The organism is Tahibacter caeni, from assembly GCF_024609805.1.
Lineage (GTDB): Bacteria > Pseudomonadota > Gammaproteobacteria > Xanthomonadales > Rhodanobacteraceae > Tahibacter > Tahibacter caeni.
On record NZ_JANFVR010000075.1, the window covers coordinates 1 to 17,590 of the forward strand.

Below are 17,590 nucleotides of genomic sequence, written 5' to 3' on the forward strand. Positions count from 1 at the left end.
CGCGCGAGCGCATCGCGCGCTTCCATGCGGCCGGCGCGCCCGCGCCGGTGCGCGTGGAGACCGCGCCCGGCGTGATCTGCGAACGCGTGCTGCGGCCGCTGCGTCGGGTCGGCCTGTATGTGCCGTCCGGCACCGCGCCGTTGCCGTCGACCGTGCTGATGCTGGCCGTGCCGGCGCAGCTGGCCGGCTGCGGCGACGTCGTGCTGTGCACGCCGGCCGGCGCCGACGGCCGTTGCGATGCGACCGTGCTGTACACGGCGCAGCTGTGCGGCGTCACGCGCGTGTTCAAGCTCGGCGGTGCGCAGGCCATCGCGGCCATGGCCTACGGCACCGAAAGCGTGCCGCGCTGCGACAAGCTGTTCGGGCCGGGCAATGCCTGGGTCACCGAAGCCAAGCGGCAGGTCGCCGGCGATCCGGCCGGCGCGGCGATCGATCTGCCGGCCGGTCCGTCGGAAGTGCTCGTCATCGCCGATGCCGGCGCCGACGCGGCCTTCGTCGCCGCGGACCTGCTGTCGCAGGCCGAGCACGGCGCCGATTCGCAGGTCGTGCTGCTGTCGCCGTCGGCGCCGCTGCTCGATGCGGTCGCCGCGGCCGTCGAGGCGCAGCTGGCCGCGCTGCCGCGCGCGGTGCTCGCGCGGCAGGCGCTGACCCACGCGCGCCTGATCGAGGTCGCCGACCTCGCCGAAGCCGTCGCGATCAGCAACGCCTATGCGCCGGAACACCTGATCCTAAACGTCGCCGCGCCGCGCGCATTGCTGCCGGCCGTCAGCAACGCGGGCTCGGTGTTTCTCGGCGCCTGGTCGCCCGAGGCGGTCGGCGACTACTGCAGCGGCACCAATCACGTGCTGCCGACCTACGGCTATGCGCGCGCCTGGAGCGGCGTCTCGGTCGCGAGCTTCGTCAAGCTCGTCACGGTGCAGGAACTGACGCCGGCCGGCCTGCAGGCCATCGGTCCCTGCGCGCAGGTGTTGGCCGAGGCCGAAGGACTGCAGGCGCACGAACGCGCCGTCGCGCTGCGGCTGCAGCGGCTGCCGGCGGCGTCCGCATGAACGTGCTCGATCTGGCCCGTGCCGAGATCCGCGCGCTGATCCCGTATTCGTCGGCGCGCATGGAAGCCGACGGCGGCCGCGTGCTGCTCAACGCGAACGAATCGCCGTGGTCGCCGGCCGGCGACGCCGGCGAGGGGCTCAACCGCTATCCCGACCCGCAGCCGGCCGCGCTCGTGCGCCGTCTGGCCGCGTTGTACGAAGTCGCACCGGAACAGCTGCTCGTCGGCCGCGGCAGCGACGAAGCCATCGACCTGCTCGTGCGCGCGTTCTGCCGCGCCGGCCGGGACGCCGTGCTCGTGTCGCCGCCGACCTTCGGCATGTACGCGGTCGCCGCCGCGGTACAGGACGCGGCCGTCGTGCAGGCGCCGCTCGGGCCGGACTTCGCGCTCGACGTCGACGCGGTGCTCGCGGCGCTGACGCCGGCCGTCAAGCTCGTCTTCGTCTGCACGCCGAACAATCCGAGCGGCGCGGCGGTCGCGCCCGACGCGCTCGCTCGGCTGGCCTCGGCGCTGCGCGGCCGCGCGCTGCTCGTCGTCGACGAGGCCTACGGCGAATTCGCCGACACGCCCAGCGCCGGCATGCTGATCGCCGGCAACGATCACGTCGCGGTGCTGCGCACCTTGTCGAAAGCCTATGCCCTGGCCGGCGCGCGCGTCGGCGTGCTGCTCGCGGCCGCGCCGGTCATCGCGCTCGCGCGCCGCATCCTTGCGCCGTATCCGCTGCCGGCGGCCAGCATCGCCGCGGCGCTCGCGGCGACCGAAGCGGCAGCGCTGGCCGAGACGCGCCGGCGCATCGGCGTGCTGCGCGAACAGCGCGAATGGCTGCGCGGCGAGCTCGCCGCGTTGCCCGAGGTCGTCGAGGTGCTGCCGTCGGCGGCGAATTTCCTCTGCGTGCGCTGGCGCGACGCGGCGGCCGTGTACGCGCGGCTGCTGCGCGCCGGCATCGTCGTGCGCGACGTCACGCGCTATCCCGGCCTGGCCGGCTGCCTGCGCATCTCGGTCGGCACGCCGGCGGAAAACCGCGCCGTGCTCGCTGCGCTGCGCGACGTCGAGGCGGCCGCATGAATCGCAAATACCTGTTCGTCGACCGCGACGGTACCCTGATCGTCGAACCGCCCGATCAGCAGATCGATGCCTACGACAAGCTCGCGTTCCTGCCCGGCGTGATTCCGGCGTTGCGCCGCTGCATCGAGGCCGGCTATGAGCTCGTCATGGTGACCAATCAGGACGGCCTCGGCAGCGACAGCTTTCCCGAAGCGCATTTCCTCGGACCGCACCGGCTCATGCTGCAGGTGTTCGAATCGCAGGGCGTGTCGTTCGCCGACGTCCTGATCGACCGCAGTTTCCCGCACGAGAACCGGCCGACGCGCAAGCCGGCGACCGGGCTCATGCGGACCTATCTGGCCGACGACGCCTGGAGCCGGCGCGCGTCGGCCATGGTCGGCGACCGCGCGACCGACCTCGAATTCGCGGCCAACCTCGGCGTGCGCGGCTTCCGCCTCGGCGACGGCGAGTGGGACTGGCCCGCGATCGCGCAGACGCTCTGCGCCGCGCCGCGCACGGCCGAGGTCGAACGCAACACGCGCGAGACGCGCATCCGTGTGCGCGTCGATCTCGACCGCCGCGCCGACGCCGTCGTCGCGACCGGTCTCGGCTTCTTCGACCACATGCTCGAGCAGATCGGCAAGCACGCCGGCATCGCGCTGTCCCTGACCTGCGCCGGCGACACGCACATCGACGAACATCACACGGTCGAGGACTGCGCGCTCGCGCTCGGCCAGGCGCTTCGCCAGGCGCTCGGCGACAAGCGCGGCACAGGCCGCTACGGCGACGCGCACGAGCCGGCGGACGCCGCGGCCGTCGCGATCACGCTGCCCATGGACGAGACCCTCGCGCGCGCCGCGCTGGACCTGTCGGGCCGCGCCTGCTTCGTGTTCGACGGCGTGTTCCCGCGCGAGCGCGTCGGCGACCTGCCGACCGAGCTCGTGCCGCATTTCTTCCGCTCGTTCTGCGACGGCCTCGGCGCGAACCTGCACCTGGCCGTGCGCGGCGACAACGCGCATCACATGGTCGAAGCCTGCTTCAAGGCCGTCGCGCGCGCGCTGCGCGCGGCGCTGCGCCGCCACGGCGCCGACCTGCCGAGCACGAAGGGGATGCTGTGAGCGTGGTTCTCGTCGACGGCGGCGGCACCAATATCGGCTCGGTGCGCTATGCCTTGCAGCGCCTCGGCGTCGATGCGCCGCTGACCACCGACGCCGCGCGGATCCGCGCCGCGAGCCACGTGATCCTGCCCGGCGTCGGTGCGGCCGGGCCGGCCATGCGCCGGTTGGCCGACTTCGATCTGGTCGGCACGCTTCGTTCGCTGCGCCAGCCGGTGCTCGGCGTCTGCCTCGGCATGCAGCTGCTGTTCGAGCACTCGGAGGAGGCCGACACGCCGTGCCTGGGCCTGATTCCGGCCGCCGTGCGCCAGCTGCCGGCGGCGCCCGGCCTGCGCGTGCCGCACATGGGCTGGAACCGGCTGCTGCCGCGGCGCGCGCATGCCTTGCTCGCCGGTCTGCCGGACGAGGCCTACGCCTACTTCGTGCACGGTTACGCGGCGCCGCCGGGGCCCTGGGCCCTGGCCGGCTGCCGTCACGGCGAGGATTTTTCCGCTATCGTGCAAAAAGAAAATTTCTACGGCATGCAGTTCCATCCGGAACGCTCCGCCGCCGTCGGTTCCCTGCTGCTGAAGAACTTCCTGACCCTGTGAGCTTCGACATCATTCCCGCGATCGACCTGCGCGACGGCCACGTCGTGCGCCTGCGCCAGGGCGACTACGCGCAACAGACGAGCTATCGCGCCGATCCGCTGCGCCTGGCGCGCGACTATGCGGCGGCCGGCGCAGCCTGGCTGCACGTGGTCGATCTCGACGGCGCGCGCAGCGGCACCGCGGCGAATTTTCGGCTGATCGACGCGCTGGCCGGCGGCGCGCTGCAGATCCAGGCCGGCGGCGGCGTACGCAGCGAGGACGACCTGCGCCGCCTGTTCGACGCGGGCGTGTCGCGCGTCGTGCTCGGCAGCGTCGCCGTGCGCGAGCCCGAGCTCGTGGAGCGCTGGCTCGCCGACTACGGCGCCGCGCGCCTGTGCATCGCACTCGACACGCGCGCGGAAAACGGCGTCTGGCGCCTGCCGAGCGACGGCTGGACGCGCAGCGAGGCGCCGATACTCGAGGACCTCGCGCCGCGCTACGCGGCCGCCGGCGCGGTCCACGTGCTCTGCACCGACATCCATCGCGACGGCATGCTCGCCGGGCCGAACCTCGCGCTGTATGCGCATCTGCGCGGGCTCGCGCCGGGTCTCGCGATCCAGGCGTCCGGCGGCGTGCGCGACGTGGCCGACATTCGCGCCGTACGCGAGCTCGGCCTCGCCGGCGTCGTGCTCGGCCGCAGCCTGCTCGACGGCCACCTCGATCTCGCGGCCGCGCTGGCATGCTGACGCGGCGCCTGATTCCGTGCCTGGACGTGCGTGACGGCCGCGTCGTCAAGGGCGTGCGCTTCCGCGACCACGTCGACGTCGGCGACATTCTCGACCTCGCGCTGCGCTATCGCGGCGAAGGCGCCGACGAGCTCGTGTTCTACGACATCACGGCGAGCCCGCAGGGGCGCGAAGTCGGCACGGCCTGGGTCGCGCGCGTCGCCGCGGCCATCGACATTCCGTTCTGCGTCGCCGGCGGCATTGCGAGCGTCGACGGCGCGCGTGCCGTGCTGCAGGCCGGCGCCGACAAGATCTCGGTCAATTCGCCGGCGCTCGCGCGGCCCGCGCTGATCGCCGAGCTCGCCGACGCGTTCGGCGTGCAGTGCGTCGTCGTCGGCATCGACAGCCTGCGCGACGCCGACGGCGAATGGCGCGTGCGCCAGTACAGCGGCGATCCGCAGCGCGCCCGCGCGCTGGCTAGGCCGACTCTGGACTGGATCGAGGAAGCCGTCGCGCTCGGCGCCGGCGAGATCGTGCTGAACTGCATGGGCGCCGACGGCGTGCGCGAGGGCTACGACCTGCCGCAGCTGCGCGCGGCGCGCGCACGCTGTCCGGTGCCGCTGGTCGCTTCGGGCGGCGCCGGCGCGGTGGAGCATTTTTCGGCCGTGTTCGCCGAGGCCGACGTCGACGCGGCGCTCGCGGCCAGCGTGTTCCACTCGGGCCAGGTCGCGATTCCGGCGCTCAAGCGTCATCTGCGCGAACAGGGACTGGAGGTGCGGCCGTGAGCCTGGATCCGGCCAGCCTGGACTGGAGCAAGGGCGACGGCCTGCTGCCGGCCATCGTGCAGCATTGGCGCAGCGGCGCCGTGCTGATGCAGGGCTGGATGAACGAGGAAGCGCTGCGCGCGACCTTGGCCCAGGGCCGCGTCACGTTCTACAGCCGCAGCAAGCAGCGCCTCTGGACCAAGGGCGAGAGCTCGCAGCACTGGCTGCTGCTGCGCGAGGTCCTGAGCGACTGCGACCGCGACGCGCTGCTGCTGCGCGCGGAGCCGCAGGGGCCGACCTGCCATCTCGGCAGCGACAGCTGCTTCGGCGCGGCGGCGATTCCGGCGGCCGGATTTCTCGACGAACTCGACGCGCTCGTCGCGCGACGCGAGCGCGAGCGCCCGGCCGGCAGCTACACGACGCGGCTGTTCGAGGAAGGCCTGCGCCGCATCGCGCAGAAAGTCGGCGAGGAAGGCGTCGAAACTGCACTGGCCGCGGTCGTCCAGGACGAGGCCGCGCTCGTCGGCGAGGCCGCCGACCTGCTGTTCCATCTGATCGTGCTGCTGCGCGCGCGCGGACTGTCCCTGGCCGATGCGGTCGCCGAACTGCGGCGGCGCCACCGCTAGCGGCCTCGGCCGTAAGCGGCGTTTCGGTCCGACGGCAGGCAAGCGCGTTGCCGCAGCGCATTCGTCGGGACCGACGGCTCCGTCTTGGTCCGGCGGGGATGCGCGCCGCCGTCGTGCGTCGCCGGGACCGGCAGCCCCGTTTCGTGCCGGCCGTCGGCTCGTCGCGACGCGGAGGCACCGCGCGCTTTTCGCCGCGCAGTGCCTGCGGCAAAGCTTGCTAGACTCGCCGCAACGCTCGTCAGAGGCGCCGGATGTTGCCGCCCGAAACCAGCGAATCCGCTCGCAGCGGCCGCGAACGTGAAGCCTGCCAGCTCGCGCTGATCCACCGTATTGCCCGCATCGCGGCCGAGAACGCCGCGCTGGGCGAGCGCCTGCGGCAGATCGTGCGGCTGCTGCGCGAACACCTCGGCTGCGCGCTCGTGGCCTGCGCCTCGATCGATCGCGGCAGCGGCCGTTTCCGCTGCGAGGCGCTCGCCGCGGAGATGCCCAGCGACATTCATCTCGGCTACGGGCGGGAACTCGGCAGCGGCGTCGTCGGCGAGGTCGCCGCGAGCGGCCAGACGCTCTACGTCGCCGACGTCGCGCGCCATCCGAACTATGTGGAGACCCTGCCGGGCACGCGCTCGGAGCTCTGCGTCGCGATGCGCCACCACGGCGAGGTCATGGGCGTCATCAACGCCGAAGCGTTGCAGCCGGACGCGTTCGGCACCGAGATCGACCTGCTCGAGACCATCGCCGAACAGCTGGCCGGCATGTTCGCGACCGAACGTCTGAACGGCGAGCAGCGCCAGCGGCTGCGGCTGCTCGGCATGCTCAGCGAGCTGTCGCGCACCGCGATCGAAGCCGACGGCCTCGACGAGGTGCTGTTGCGCATCGCGCAGTTCCTGCGCGAGCGCTTCGCGCTGGAGTCGGTCGGCGTGCTGCTCGTCGAAGGCGATCCGACGCGCCTGCGCTTCAAGGCGCATGCGGGCAATTCGGTATTCCACGGCCGCAGCGGCGGCGACTGGCCCGAGTCGCTCGGCATCATCGGCCGCGCGTTCCGTTCCGGCCAGGCGCAGTACGTGGCGGACGTCGTCGAGGATCACGACTACGTGCTCGGCAATCCGGCCGTCGCGGCGGAATACGTGCTGCCGATACGCCTGCGCGGCGAGTTCATCGGCCTGCTCAATCTCGAAGCCGCCGATCCGCGTTCGCTGTCGGACGACAACCGGCAGATGCTCGACGCGCTGGCCGAACAGGTCGCCGGCGCCGTGCACCTGGCCGCGACGAATGCGCGACTGCGTGAGATCAATCGCCTCGTCGAGGAAAAATCCGCGGCGCTGGGGCAGGCCAACCGGCATCTGCGCGAGGCGAACCGGAAGCTGGAACAGCTGTCGCATCGCGACGGACTGACCGGCATCGGCAACCGGCGCCGCTTCGACGAGGCGCTGGCCCTGGAGTGGGGCCGCGCACAGCGCCATGGTTACAGCCTCGCGCTGCTGCTGCTCGATATCGACGACTTCAAGAGCTACAACGACGGCTACGGCCATCTCGCCGGCGACGATGCGCTGCGACAGGTCGCGCGCGTGCTGAACGAGGCGCTGGGCCGAGCTGAAGATTGCGTCGCGCGCTACGGCGGCGAGGAGTTCGCCGTGCTGTTGCCGCAGAGTACGCTGGCCGACGCCGAACCCGTCGCCGTCCACGTCGCGCAGGCCATCGCGCGGCTGGCGCTGCCGCATGCGTACTCGCGCGCGGCGCCGTACCTGACCGTCAGCATCGGTGTCGCCGCACTGGTGCCGGAAGCCGGGCTCGATGCGCTCGCGCTCGTCACGCGCGCCGACGGCGCGCTGTACCGGGCGAAGACGCTCGGCCGCAACCGCATCGAGACGGCAACGACGTCGCTCGCGCTCGCGGCGACGTAGGCGGCGGTATCGCGGTACCCTGCCGCTTTTCGGCGGAGTGTTCGCGATGCGGCAACCGTATGCGGTTTCCTGGAGCGGCGGCAAGGACTCGATGCTGAGCCTCTGGCGGCTCCGGCGCGAACGCGGCGCACCGGCAGCGCTCGTGACGACCCTGCTCGACGACGGTTCGCGCACGCGTTCGCACCGCCTGCGGCCCGAGGTGCTGCGCGCGCAGGCCGCAGCGATGGGGCTCGCGGTCGTCGAAGTCGCGACGGGCATCGCCGACTACCGACGCAACTTCAGCGCGGCGCTGTCGCAGCTGCGCGACGCGCACGGCGTCGCGGCGGTCGCGTTCGGCGACATCGATCTCGAAGCGCATCGCAGCTGGTGCCGCGACGTCTGCGCCGGACTCGCGCTGGACTGCCTGCATCCGCTCTGGGAAGAGCCGCGCGAGGCGCTGCTGCAGGAGTTCCTGGCCGCCGGTTTCGTCACGCGCATCGTCGCGCTGCAGGAGGACAAGCTCGATGCGCGCCTACTCGGCCGCCGGCTCGACGCGGACGTCATCGCAGAATTCCGCCGCGCCGGCATCGATCTCTGCGGCGAAGCCGGCGAATACCACAGCGTCGTCGTCGACGGTCCGTGTTTCGCGCGGCCGCTGGCCTTGCAGGCCGGTCCGCTGGAACGCGCCGACGGCTACTGCTTCGTCGATTTCTCGCTGGAGGCGGCGGCGCCGGGCGACGCGGCATCGGAAGGGCCGGCTACCGCCGGCTGAAACGGTTGCGGCGGGCCCAGGCGTATGCCCTGGCGCCATTGGGCGAGCTTGGTTTCGATCAGCGGCGTGCTCGCGATCTGCGGCTCCGACGGCGTCTGCTTCTCGGCTTCCTCCCATTCGGCGACGAGCTGGCGCGCGACCTCGAACGCGCCGCGGAACGAATCGGTCTGGTTCAGTCCTTCGACGAAGAAGGCCTTGCCGAAGAAGGTGATGTCCGAGGCGCTGCCGCAGCCGAACGAAGTACGGTCGGCGCGGGCCGCAGTGATGACCATGCTCGTGGAATTCCTGAGCACGTCGAGGAAGCCGCCGGAATAGCAGGCCGAGACGATCGCGACGCGCCAGCGGAACGGCCGCGCGTTGAGGATGCCGGCCAGGTCCGGGGCGCCGATCCAGTCCAGCGGCAGCACGTCCATGCCGACGTAGAGATTGTGCTCGGCGTCGCCGTGGCTGGTCAGGAACAGCAGCAGCACGTCCTCGTCGGGATCGAAGCGGGCCTTATCGATCAGGCCGTCGAGCACGAGCTCGAGGTTGCTCCAGGTCGCCAGCGGCCGCGTCTCGACCGTGGCCGGGTTGTTCTCCAGCACGACGACGCGGTCGCGCGCGTCGAAACGCTCGGAAAACAATTTCTCCACATATTCTGCTTCGTTGCGGAACACGTTTTCGTCGCCGTCGCCGGCGAACGCGACGACGTAGAGATCGGCCTTGCCCGGCGTCTGCGGCCGCAGACGCGCGAGCGCCTCGTCGACGAGCCGGTACTGGTCGTAGAACACGCGCTCGGCGCTGTAGTCGGGTTCTTCGGTCTCGGCCGGCTCGGCTTCGCCCGGCAGCCAGCGCGCGAGCCAGGCGCGCGTTTCCGCGAGGTTCCGGCGCAGCACTTCGGTATCGGCCTCGGCGGCCGCCGTCGCTGCGGCCGGCGCGCCGGCTCCAGGCGTCGCGACGAGACGATCGCGGACGCCGTAGCCGAGCGCCGCGCCCAGCAGCAAGGTCAGCAGGGGCAGGGCGCTGCGGCGGCCGGGCATCGGCTCGGCGGTCAGACGCGGATTGCGTCGAAGTCGGCCACGCAGCGATGCGCACCGTCCGTGGGACACTGCAGCGGCGCGCGGCACAGCCAGGTCGTCTGCAGGCCCGCGCGGCGTGCGGCGTCGAGTTCCTCGACGATGTCGGACAGGAACAGGATTTCCTCCGGCGCGACGCCGATCGCCGCGCTGATGCGCGCATAGGAATCGGCCTCGCGCTTGCCGCCGATCTCGGTGTCGAAATGGCCGTCGAACAGCGCCGACAGATCGCCGGCGTCGCTGTAGCGGAAGAACAGCTTCTGCGCCGCGACCGAACCCGAGGAATAGACGTAGAGTGGCAGCCCTTGCGCCTTCCAGGCGCGCAGCCGGCCGGCGACTTCCGGATAGACGTGCGCGCGATACGCACCGTCGCGGTAGCCGGCGAGCCAGATCATGCCCTGCAGCGCCTTCAGCGGCGTGGCCTTACGGTCTTCGTCGATCCAGCGGCGCAGGGTCGCGACGATCGCGTCGCGGTCGGCCGGATCCAGATCGGCCTCCTGCGCGGTCGCCGCGAGCCAGCGCGCGACCTCGGGCTCGTCGCCGTGCTCGGCGACGAAGCTGCCCAGGTGCGCGCGCGCGTACGGAAACAGCACGTCCTTGACGAAGCTGATGGAACTGGTCGTGCCTTCGATATCGGTCAGGATCGCGCGGATCATCGGTCTCGTTCAGCGGCTGCGGTCGGGAAATCAGGCGGCTTCGAGCCGCGGGAAGCGCGTCGCGATGTCGCTGCCGGTGAAGTTGGCGACCCAGCCTTCCTTGTTCGTGAACAGGCGGATCGCGACGAAGTACGGCTGCTCGCTCATGTCGAACCAATGCCGCGTGCCGTCGGGCACGCCGATCAGGTCGCCCTGCACGCAGAGCACTTCGTAGACCTTGTCGTCCAGGTGCAGCGTGAACAGGCCGCGGCCGGCGACGAAGAAGCGCACTTCGTCCTCGGAATGCGTGTGTTCGTTGAGGAACTTCTGGCGCAGCGCAGCCTTGTCGGGATGGTCCGGGTTCAGGCTGATCACGTCGACGGCCTGGTAACCTTCGCTGCCCATGAGCCGGTCTATGTCGCGGCGATAGGCGGCGATGACGGCCTCGGGCGCGGCGCCCGGCTCGATGTCGGCGGAGGCCTCCCAGCGTTCGAAGCGCACGCCGGCCGCGGCCAGCGCCTGCGCGATCTGCGCGTGGTCGTCGCTGTCCAGCAGCGGTTGATCGGGTCGGTCTTCGGCGAAAATCCGCAGACGGCTCATGCGCGCAGTCTCCTCAGGTCCAGTTCGACGCCGAGCAGGAACTCGAAGGCTTCGAGATGCCGCTTGGTCTCGGTCATGTCCCGGCCCCAGGTATAGATGCCGTGGCCGTCTATCAAGTAACCGAACAACGGTTTGCCGGCGTCGAGCCAGGCGTCGACGCGCGCGGCGAGCTCGGGCATGTCCTGGGTGTTCGGAAACACCGGCAGGTCGAGCTCGCTCTCGTGCGTGGTGTAGCCGGTGATGGCTTTCTGCAGCTCGAAGCCGTTGAACCGGATCAGTCCCTGTCCGGCGTACAGTCGCGAGGCCACGGTCTGGTTGTGCGAATGAGTGTGCAGCACCGCGCCGATGGACGGTTCGCGGCGATAGATCTGCACGTGCAGCAGGGTCTCGGCCGAGGGGCGGGCAGTCGTGCCGACCGCACGGCCTTCGAGGTCGACGAGCATGACGTCGTCGACGCCGAGGCGGCCCTTGTCGCGGCCGGAGATCGTCACGGCGGCATGATCGGCGTCGTAGCGCCGCGAGAAGTTGCTGCTCGTGGCCGGGGTCCAGCCTCGGGCGCCGAGTTCGCGGCCGGCTTCGGCGATTTCGCGCGCGCACAGCGCGAGACGGTCGGCGTCGGGATGCTTCAGTTCGGTCATGGGCAGTCAGGAGCGAGCGGGCGGCCACTATAACCGAGCGCCGTCGCCACGTTGATGACGAACAGAACCGTCGACAGGCCGCTGCCGGCAACGTCGTCGGATCGGAAATCGGAGGAGGGGAAACGCGGAAAACGGGAGGAGAAAGTCGCTGCCCGGATGCGTCCAGACCGAGGAGCTAACCCGTCTGAACGCATCCGAGCCGCATTCCGAGGGGCCCACTGCCAAGTGTATTTCCCGCGGACCTTGATCATAACCGCTGGCGTGGCGCCGAGCTAACACGGACCTGTGGATAAGCCGTGGATTGCTTGTGAGCGCTGGTCACAATGTTTTTTTTGATCAAGATCTTGAAGAAATTTTGTAGACCGGGGGAAAACTGTGCATAGGCGGTGAGCAAATCCGCTCCGACTGCGCGATGCTTCGCTAAGTCTTTGAGTGCAAAGGGCGTCGGCGCCAACAACGGCGGGTCGGGCCGGCGAGCTCGGCAGCGCGAGACAAGTGCTTGATCAGGCTGGAGATTCGCCGAAGGACGGCCGGAAAACACCGTGACGGCGGGGGCGGCGGGGCAGGTCGGACCGGCTCCGCCGCCAGCGGGCTCAGCCGTTGTTGCGGCGCGCCAGATCGCTGTTGCGCAGGCCGTAGGCGAAATAGACGATCAGGCCGATGACCGTCCAGCAGGCGAACACGGTCAGGGCCTTCATCGACAGGTTCACGAACAGCAGCAGGCAGCCCAGCACGGCCAGCGGACAGACCAGCCAGACCAGCGGCGTGCGGAACGGACGCGCACGGCCCGGCTGGGTGCGGCGCAGGATCATGACGCCGACGGCGACCGCGATGAACGCGAACAAGGTGCCCGAGTTGGAGATGTCGGCGAGGATGCCGACCGGGAACAGCGCCGCGAACAGCGAGACGCAGACGCCGGTGATCAGGGTGATGATGTGCGGCGTATGGAAGGTCGGATGCACCTTGGAGCACACCTCCGGCAGCAGGCCGTCGCGCGACATGACGAAGAAGATGCGCGTCTGGCCGTAGATCATCATGAGGATGACCGAGGGTAGTGCGAGGCTGGCGGCCATGCCGACGAGGTAGGCGACGGTGTTGTGGTTCAGCGAGCGCAGCACGTGGGCCAGCGGTTCGTTGCTGCAGACTAGCGCGGTGGAATTGACGCAGGCCGCGGCCATCGCGTCGGTGCCGGGTTCGAGCAGCTTGCCGGCCGCGTCGTAGAGCGGCTGCGCGCCGTCGGCGCCGACCGCGCCGTAGCCGACCAGCAGATAGAAGATCGTGCAGACCGCGAGCGAGCCGATCAGGCCGATCGGAATGTTGCGGTTCGGATTCTTGGTTTCCTCCGCCGCAGTCGACACCGCGTCGAAGCCGACGTAGGCGAAAAAGATCGACGCGGCCGCGCCGAGCACGCCGATGCCGCCCATGGGCGTGCCCCAGCCGGTCGGCATGAAGGGCTCGAAGTTCGGGGCCTTGGCAGCCGGCACGGCGATGATCACGAACGCGATGAGCGCGGCGATCTTGATCGTCACGAGCACCGCGTTGACCCAGGCGCTCTTGGACGTGCCGATCACGAGCAAGCCGGTGATGACCAGCGAGATCAGGCAGGCCAGCAGATTGAAGCCGCCGCCGTTGAGCGGACCGGTCTGCAGGAATGCGGGCAGGCTCATGTTCGCCGCGTTCAGCAGGCCGTTGACGTAGCCCGACCAGCCCACCGCGACCGCGCCGGCGGCGACGGCGTATTCGAGCACGAGTGCCCAGCCGACAATCCAGGCCAGCGCTTCGCCGAGCACCGCATAGGTATAGGTATAGGCGGACCCGGACACCGGCACCATCGAGGCGAGTTCGGCATAGGCCAGGGCCGCGAGACCGCAGACCACGGCCGCGATCACGAACGCGACCATCATGCCGGGGCCGGCTTTCTGCGCCGCCTCGGCCGTGAGCACGAAGATGCCGGTGCCGATGATCGCACCGATGCCGAGCATGGTCAGTTGCAGCGCGCCAAGCTGACGCTTGAGACCTTTCTTTTCTGCGTTTTCCAGGATCTGGTCGAGCGGTTTGACGCGCCAGAAAATCATTGCATCCCCTCCCACGTATTTTTCTTGCTGGGACCCGGCGCCATCAGCAGCAACCTGCTTGCGAAGCCTGGCATGTTTTCGCGTCGCCGACGGGACGCGACAAAACCGCGCTAAAATACGCGACCCACCCTAGGCCAGCAAGCCATCCCGATGAGCGAATCCGGCGGCAACCCCGTGCCTGAATTGGCGGCCTGGCAACAGGAGTGGCTGCGCGAGATCGATGCGTATGCCATCCGTCACGCGGACGAGGCCGAAAGCATCGCGCAGTTCCGGGGTTTCATGCGCGGCCACGCGGACGCGGCGGAGCGCGAACTCGCGTTCGGCCATCTGACCGGCGCGGCCTGGCTCGTAAGTCGCGACGGCCTGCGCGTGCTGCTGACACATCACCGCAAGCTGCAGCGCTGGCTGCAGCTCGGCGGCCATGCGGACGGCGACGTCGATCTGGTCGCCGTCGCGCGGCGCGAAGCCGAAGAGGAATCCGGCCTGCGCGACCTCGCGATCGAGCCGGCCATCTTCGATCTCGACCGCCACTGGATTCCCGATCACGGCAATGTGCCGGGCCACTGGCACTACGACCTGCGCTACGTCGTGCGGTGTTGCGGCGACGAGCGATTCGCGGTCAGCGAGGAATCGCTCGCGCTGGCCTGGCGCGACATCGCCGCGATGATCGGTTCGCCCGACTACGACGAATCACTGCAGCGCATGGCGCGCAAATGGCTCGCGCGCGCGTAGTGGCGGCGGCCGCCGCGCATGGCCGCGGCGACCGTTGACTGCACAGCCGTTCATTCGCGGCCCGAGTATTCACCGGTCACGGTGCTCACGAGGATGCGCGAGCCGTTGACGATGTACTCGGGCACGAGGATTTCGATGCCGGTTTCGAGCTTGGCCGGCTTGGGTCGCTTCGTCGCAGTCGCGCCCTTCATTTCCGGCGCCGTGTCGACCACGGTCAGGGTCACGGTCGGCGGCAGCTGCACGGCGACGGGCTGGTCCTCGATCAGTTGCACGTAGCAGGCTTCCATGCCGTCGATGACGAAGCCGGCGGCGTCGCCGAGCGCGCTCGCATCGAGCATGTACTGCGTGTAGTCCTCCGCGTCCATGAAGACGAACGTATCGCCTTCGCGGTAGGAGTAGGTCGCCTGGCGGCGCGACAGCTCGACTTCGCGCAGCTCGTCCTCGGCGCGCAGGCTCAGGTCGAGCTTCTGCCCGCCGGGAACCGCGTACATGCTGAAGCGATAGGTCACGTTGCCGCCGCGGCCCTGCGGCGAGCTGCGCTCGATGTCGCGGATCTGGTAGACCTTGCCGTCATGCTCGACGACGTTGCCTCTCTTGATTTCGCTGGCTTTCATGGGCGTCGGTGAATCCTGGATGGTCCTGGCTTTTTGCCGTGGAGCCCCCTTAAGTCAAGGGGGCCGCCGAACGCTCGCAGTGCGAGCGTTCGGCGGGGTTGTGGAGGCAAGCGGCTCGACATAAGAGCGACTGAGCGAACGTAGCCTCGTACTTACTTGGGCTGCAGGCGGATCGCGCCGTCGACGCGGATCGTCTCGCCGTTGAGATAGCGGTTCTGCAGGATGAACGCGACGGTCGCGGCGTATTCCTCGGGCTTGCCGAGGCGCGACGGATACGGAACTTGCGCACAAAGCGACTGGTATACGTTTTCCGGCATGCCGTCGACCATCGGCGTATGGAACACGCCCGGCGCGACGGTCATCACGCGCACGCCGATGCGGGCGAACTCGCGCGCCATCGGCAGGGTCATGCCGACGACGCCGCCCTTGGAGGCGGAGTAGGCCGCCTGGCCGATCTGGCCTTCGAACGCGGCGATCGACGCGGTGTTGACGATCACGCCGCGTTCGCCGTCCTCGCCCGGCGCGTTGTGCTGCATGAGGTCGGCCGCGCCCTTGGCGACGTTGAACGAACCGACGAGGTTGACCATGACCGTGGTCGCGAAGGTCTTCAGCGGCATCGGTGCTTCCTTGCCGAGCACGCGGCCGGCGCCGAGGATGCCGGCGCAGCTGACCGCCGCGTTGAGACCGCCGAGAGCTTCCTGCGCCGCCTTGAGGTTCGCGACGACGGTGTCCTCGCTGGTCACGTCGGTGCGGAAGTAATGCGCCTTGCCGCCGAGCTCGGCGACCGCGGCGGCGCCCTTCTCGTCGTTGACGTCGAACAGCGCGACCGCGCCGCCGGCGGCGACGAGGTGGCGGGCGACCGCCAGGCCCAATCCCGAAACGCCGCCGGTGATGACGGCCTTGACCTGGTTCAGTTCCATGCAGACGACTCCGGTGCGGATACGCGCGCTTGCGCAAAGGCGCGATTGTAAGGAAGCGCGGAATACGGCGTAAGCCGGCGCCGTTTGACGGGACTGCGGGCAGGGCGCGGACATCGGGCGACGCCGCGGACAGCGCCATTTCGGGCTATAGGCCGGAGCCTGGCTCTGGATGGTCCGTTTCGGTTGCCCGACGAACAGGCAGGCTGCCGCGCCCGCCGGCATGGGCTCAGAGATCGATCAGATAGAACTTGTCGCAGCTGAAATGCCCGGTGCCGCCCATCGGGCCGGCTATCCGCCGGAAGCCGGACTTCAGATACAGCGCCTGCGCCGCGTCCATGCCGCTCAGGGTTTCGAGATAGCAGCGGCGGTAGCCGAAGGTCCGCGCGGTGGCGAGGCAGCGTTCGATCAGCGCGCGGCCCGCGCCGCGGCCGCGCAGTGCTGGCAGGAAATACATCTTGCGCAGTTCGCAGGTGTCGGCGTCGCCGCCGGCCAGTGCCGCGACCCCGCCGCCGCCGAGCACCTCCCCGTCGGCTTCGACGACGAAATAGGCCGCGCGCGGTATCGCATAGGCCTCGGCCATCGCGTCGACCTCGGCGTCGTGGATCGCGAAGCCCGGACCGCCGGCGCCGAATTCCGGCATGACCGTGCGGATGATCGCGGCGACGGCCGCGTTGTCGGCGGTGCGGACGGGACGTATCGAGAAGTCGGTGGACGGCATGGCAAGGGGCGGCGAAGAGGGTGACGCATAGCGATCGCAGATCGGCACCGCGCGCGCAAGTGCCGGAGCCGGGCACGTACGCGTATCTCTCCGGCGTCGCGGCGCTACAGCGGCCGGCGGAAGTCCAGGTCGTAGCGCGTGCCGTGCACGAGCACGTGCAGATGCAGGTTCGTGATCGAGATCGGCGCCTGCGGACCGGCTTCGGTGATGTTGGTCGGGCCGACGTCGCTCGGATCGACGAGCGTGACGCCGCCGTGGCCGACGACCTCGAGCACGTTGTCCGGGCCGATGAACGCGGCCGTGTCGGCGTCGAGGCCGAGGCCGAGCGCGAACGGATTCAGCGCGAGCGCGCCGAGCAGGCGGCCGATGCGGTCGCTCGCGGCGCCGCCCTGGTCGATGACGACGCGGTTGGTCAGGCCCAGGCCCGGCGCCAGGGTGATCGCGCCCATGCGCGGCGTCGCGCCGGCCTCGCCCGAGGAGGCCAGCATGTGTTCGGTCAGCGCCGCAGCGCCGGCGCCGAGTCCGGCGATCGGCGTGCCGTCGGCGTTGCGCCGGCGCAGCAGCTTGGCGAGGCTGGTGCCGCCGATCAGCGTCGTGAGCTTGAGCGGATGGATCGTCGCGAGCACGACGAGGTCGGCATTCTCGATCGCGCCGAGGGTTTCCGGCCGCTCGGCATCGGCACGCGAGGCCAGATGGACGCGGCGCACGCCGCCGGCGCCGAGGGCGAGCAGGGCGGTCTCGACTTCGTCGAGCGCGCGCATGTCGAGCTCGCCGGCGACGAGGAAAGATATTTGTGATCGTTGTGGACAGATGGACAGGAGGCGTCGCGTCAGCCGCTGTTCCCCGTCGAGGCCGGCGAAGACACCGATCGCGATGAGATGGCCGCGGGACTGGTCAGGGGCGAGGCGTGCGGGCACGGTGGTATCCGGGAACGGCGGTGGCGCGATGGTAGCAGCGCGCCGGCGATTCCGCGCAGCGCGGCCGCGCCGCCGGCGCGGGCCGCGCGGGACGGACGCGTGGTCCGTACCCGCGCGGCGCGCGTTCAGTTCGGTTGTATCGT

Annotated in this window: 19 protein-coding genes; 10 read left to right on the forward strand and 9 right to left on the reverse strand. The window is 70.1% G+C overall.

Going from position 1 to position 17,590, the window contains the following annotated elements; genetic code table 11:
- From hisD to NON22_RS09055, 9 genes are all read left to right on the forward strand, one after another.
- Window positions 1-1,049, forward strand: a 1,049-nt coding sequence (gene hisD, locus NON22_RS09015; protein WP_257386598.1) for a histidinol dehydrogenase, incomplete at its 5' end; no start/stop codon positions are given.
- Window positions 1,046-2,113: a histidinol-phosphate transaminase gene (gene hisC / locus NON22_RS09020; RefSeq protein ID WP_257386599.1), complete on the forward strand. Its 1,068-nt coding sequence runs from the start codon at window positions 1,046-1,048 to the stop codon at window positions 2,111-2,113. The genes hisD and hisC, both read left to right, overlap by 4 nt.
- Window positions 2,110-3,210 carry a bifunctional histidinol-phosphatase/imidazoleglycerol-phosphate dehydratase HisB gene (gene hisB / locus NON22_RS09025; protein WP_257386600.1) on the forward strand — a complete coding sequence of 367 codons (1,101 nt, stop codon included), beginning with the start codon at window positions 2,110-2,112 and terminating at the stop codon, window positions 3,208-3,210. The genes hisC and hisB overlap by 4 nt, the downstream gene beginning before the upstream one ends.
- Window positions 3,207-3,797, forward strand: a complete 591-nt coding sequence (gene hisH, locus NON22_RS09030) for an imidazole glycerol phosphate synthase subunit HisH (protein ID WP_257386601.1) — start codon at window positions 3,207-3,209, stop codon at window positions 3,795-3,797. Before hisB ends, hisH begins: the two co-directional genes overlap by 4 nt.
- Window positions 3,794-4,522: a 1-(5-phosphoribosyl)-5-[(5-phosphoribosylamino)methylideneamino]imidazole-4-carboxamide isomerase gene (locus NON22_RS09035; RefSeq protein ID WP_257386602.1), complete on the forward strand. Its 729-nt coding sequence runs from the start codon at window positions 3,794-3,796 to the stop codon at window positions 4,520-4,522. The genes hisH and NON22_RS09035 overlap by 4 nt, the downstream gene beginning before the upstream one ends.
- On the forward strand, window positions 4,516-5,286 hold the full coding sequence (gene hisF, locus NON22_RS09040) for an imidazole glycerol phosphate synthase subunit HisF (protein WP_257386604.1): 771 nt from the start codon (window positions 4,516-4,518) through the stop codon (window positions 5,284-5,286). Before NON22_RS09035 ends, hisF begins: the two co-directional genes overlap by 7 nt.
- Window positions 5,283-5,891: a bifunctional phosphoribosyl-AMP cyclohydrolase/phosphoribosyl-ATP diphosphatase HisIE gene (gene hisIE / locus NON22_RS09045; protein WP_257386605.1), complete on the forward strand. Its 609-nt coding sequence runs from the start codon at window positions 5,283-5,285 to the stop codon at window positions 5,889-5,891. The genes hisF and hisIE overlap by 4 nt, the downstream gene beginning before the upstream one ends.
- A gap of 251 nt (window positions 5,892-6,142) precedes the next feature.
- On the forward strand, window positions 6,143-7,792 hold the full coding sequence (locus NON22_RS09050; protein ID WP_257386606.1) for a diguanylate cyclase: 1,650 nt from the start codon (window positions 6,143-6,145) through the stop codon (window positions 7,790-7,792).
- A gap of 46 nt (window positions 7,793-7,838) precedes the next feature.
- A complete protein-coding gene (locus tag NON22_RS09055; RefSeq protein WP_257386607.1) occupies window positions 7,839-8,543 on the forward strand; it encodes a Dph6-related ATP pyrophosphatase in 705 nt (234 codons plus the stop codon).
- Here the strand turns inward: NON22_RS09055 and NON22_RS09060 are convergent.
- The 5 genes from NON22_RS09060 to NON22_RS09080 all read right to left on the reverse strand — a co-directional run bounded on the left by NON22_RS09060 (window position 8,465) and on the right by NON22_RS09080 (window position 13,546).
- Complete coding sequence (locus NON22_RS09060; protein WP_257386608.1) at window positions 8,465-9,562, reverse strand: C13 family peptidase; 1,098 nt, start codon at window positions 9,560-9,562, stop codon at window positions 8,465-8,467. The genes NON22_RS09055 and NON22_RS09060 overlap by 79 nt on opposite strands.
- Before the next feature lie 11 nt (window positions 9,563-9,573).
- Window positions 9,574-10,254, reverse strand: coding sequence for an acireductone synthase (mtnC, locus tag NON22_RS09065; RefSeq protein ID WP_257386609.1), 681 nt, complete (start codon window positions 10,252-10,254; stop codon window positions 9,574-9,576).
- Window positions 10,255-10,284: 30 nt separating this feature from the next.
- Window positions 10,285-10,833 (reverse strand): 1,2-dihydroxy-3-keto-5-methylthiopentene dioxygenase, encoded by a 549-nt coding sequence (locus NON22_RS09070; RefSeq protein ID WP_257386610.1) that lies wholly within the window; start codon window positions 10,831-10,833, stop codon window positions 10,285-10,287.
- Window positions 10,830-11,471, reverse strand: a complete 642-nt coding sequence (locus NON22_RS09075) for a methylthioribulose 1-phosphate dehydratase (protein WP_257386611.1) — start codon at window positions 11,469-11,471, stop codon at window positions 10,830-10,832. The genes NON22_RS09070 and NON22_RS09075 overlap by 4 nt, the downstream gene beginning before the upstream one ends.
- A 593-nt stretch (window positions 11,472-12,064) precedes the next feature.
- On the reverse strand, window positions 12,065-13,546 hold the full coding sequence (locus NON22_RS09080) for an amino acid permease (RefSeq protein WP_257386612.1): 1,482 nt from the start codon (window positions 13,544-13,546) through the stop codon (window positions 12,065-12,067).
- A 150-nt stretch (window positions 13,547-13,696) separates the two neighbouring features.
- Between NON22_RS09080 and NON22_RS09085 the strand changes: the two genes are divergently transcribed.
- Window positions 13,697-14,278 carry an NUDIX hydrolase gene (locus tag NON22_RS09085; protein ID WP_425507964.1) on the forward strand — a complete coding sequence of 194 codons (582 nt, stop codon included), beginning with the start codon at window positions 13,697-13,699 and terminating at the stop codon, window positions 14,276-14,278.
- Window positions 14,279-14,328: 50 nt separating this feature from the next.
- On the opposite strand, the gene efpL is transcribed toward NON22_RS09085, so the two are convergent.
- The 4 genes from efpL to NON22_RS09105 form a co-directional block, all read right to left on the reverse strand.
- Window positions 14,329-14,892: an elongation factor P-like protein EfpL gene (efpL, locus tag NON22_RS09090; RefSeq protein WP_257386613.1), complete on the reverse strand. Its 564-nt coding sequence runs from the start codon at window positions 14,890-14,892 to the stop codon at window positions 14,329-14,331.
- Window positions 14,893-15,044: 152 nt separating this feature from the next.
- Complete coding sequence (locus NON22_RS09095; RefSeq protein ID WP_257386614.1) at window positions 15,045-15,812, reverse strand: SDR family NAD(P)-dependent oxidoreductase; 768 nt, start codon at window positions 15,810-15,812, stop codon at window positions 15,045-15,047.
- A gap of 226 nt (window positions 15,813-16,038) precedes the next feature.
- Window positions 16,039-16,530, reverse strand: coding sequence for a GNAT family N-acetyltransferase (locus NON22_RS09100; RefSeq protein WP_257386615.1), 492 nt, complete (start codon window positions 16,528-16,530; stop codon window positions 16,039-16,041).
- Between the two features lie 104 nt (window positions 16,531-16,634).
- Window positions 16,635-17,447, reverse strand: a complete 813-nt coding sequence (locus tag NON22_RS09105) for a cyanophycinase (RefSeq protein WP_257386616.1) — start codon at window positions 17,445-17,447, stop codon at window positions 16,635-16,637.
- Window positions 17,448-17,590 lie beyond the last annotated feature (143 nt).

Coding starts and splice junctions, on each gene's coding strand:
- hisC (WP_257386599.1), top strand. CDS start 1,046: ATGAACGTGCTCGATCTGGCCCGTGCCGAGATCCGCGCGCTGATCCCG.
- hisB (WP_257386600.1), top strand. CDS start 2,110: ATGAATCGCAAATACCTGTTCGTCGACCGCGACGGTACCCTGATCGTC.
- hisF (WP_257386604.1), top strand. CDS start 4,516: ATGCTGACGCGGCGCCTGATTCCGTGCCTGGACGTGCGTGACGGCCGC.
- NON22_RS09050 (WP_257386606.1), top strand. CDS start 6,143: ATGTTGCCGCCCGAAACCAGCGAATCCGCTCGCAGCGGCCGCGAACGT.
- NON22_RS09055 (WP_257386607.1), top strand. CDS start 7,839: ATGCGGCAACCGTATGCGGTTTCCTGGAGCGGCGGCAAGGACTCGATG.
- NON22_RS09060 (WP_257386608.1), bottom strand. CDS start 9,562: ATGCCCGGCCGCCGCAGCGCCCTGCCCCTGCTGACCTTGCTGCTGGGC.
- mtnC (WP_257386609.1), bottom strand. CDS start 10,254: ATGATCCGCGCGATCCTGACCGATATCGAAGGCACGACCAGTTCCATC.
- NON22_RS09070 (WP_257386610.1), bottom strand. CDS start 10,833: ATGAGCCGTCTGCGGATTTTCGCCGAAGACCGACCCGATCAACCGCTG.
- NON22_RS09075 (WP_257386611.1), bottom strand. CDS start 11,471: ATGACCGAACTGAAGCATCCCGACGCCGACCGTCTCGCGCTGTGCGCG.
- NON22_RS09080 (WP_257386612.1), bottom strand. CDS start 13,546: ATGATTTTCTGGCGCGTCAAACCGCTCGACCAGATCCTGGAAAACGCA.
- NON22_RS09085 (WP_425507964.1), top strand. CDS start 13,697: ATGAGCGAATCCGGCGGCAACCCCGTGCCTGAATTGGCGGCCTGGCAA.
- efpL (WP_257386613.1), bottom strand. CDS start 14,892: ATGAAAGCCAGCGAAATCAAGAGAGGCAACGTCGTCGAGCATGACGGC.
- NON22_RS09095 (WP_257386614.1), bottom strand. CDS start 15,812: ATGGAACTGAACCAGGTCAAGGCCGTCATCACCGGCGGCGTTTCGGGA.
- NON22_RS09100 (WP_257386615.1), bottom strand. CDS start 16,530: ATGCCGTCCACCGACTTCTCGATACGTCCCGTCCGCACCGCCGACAAC.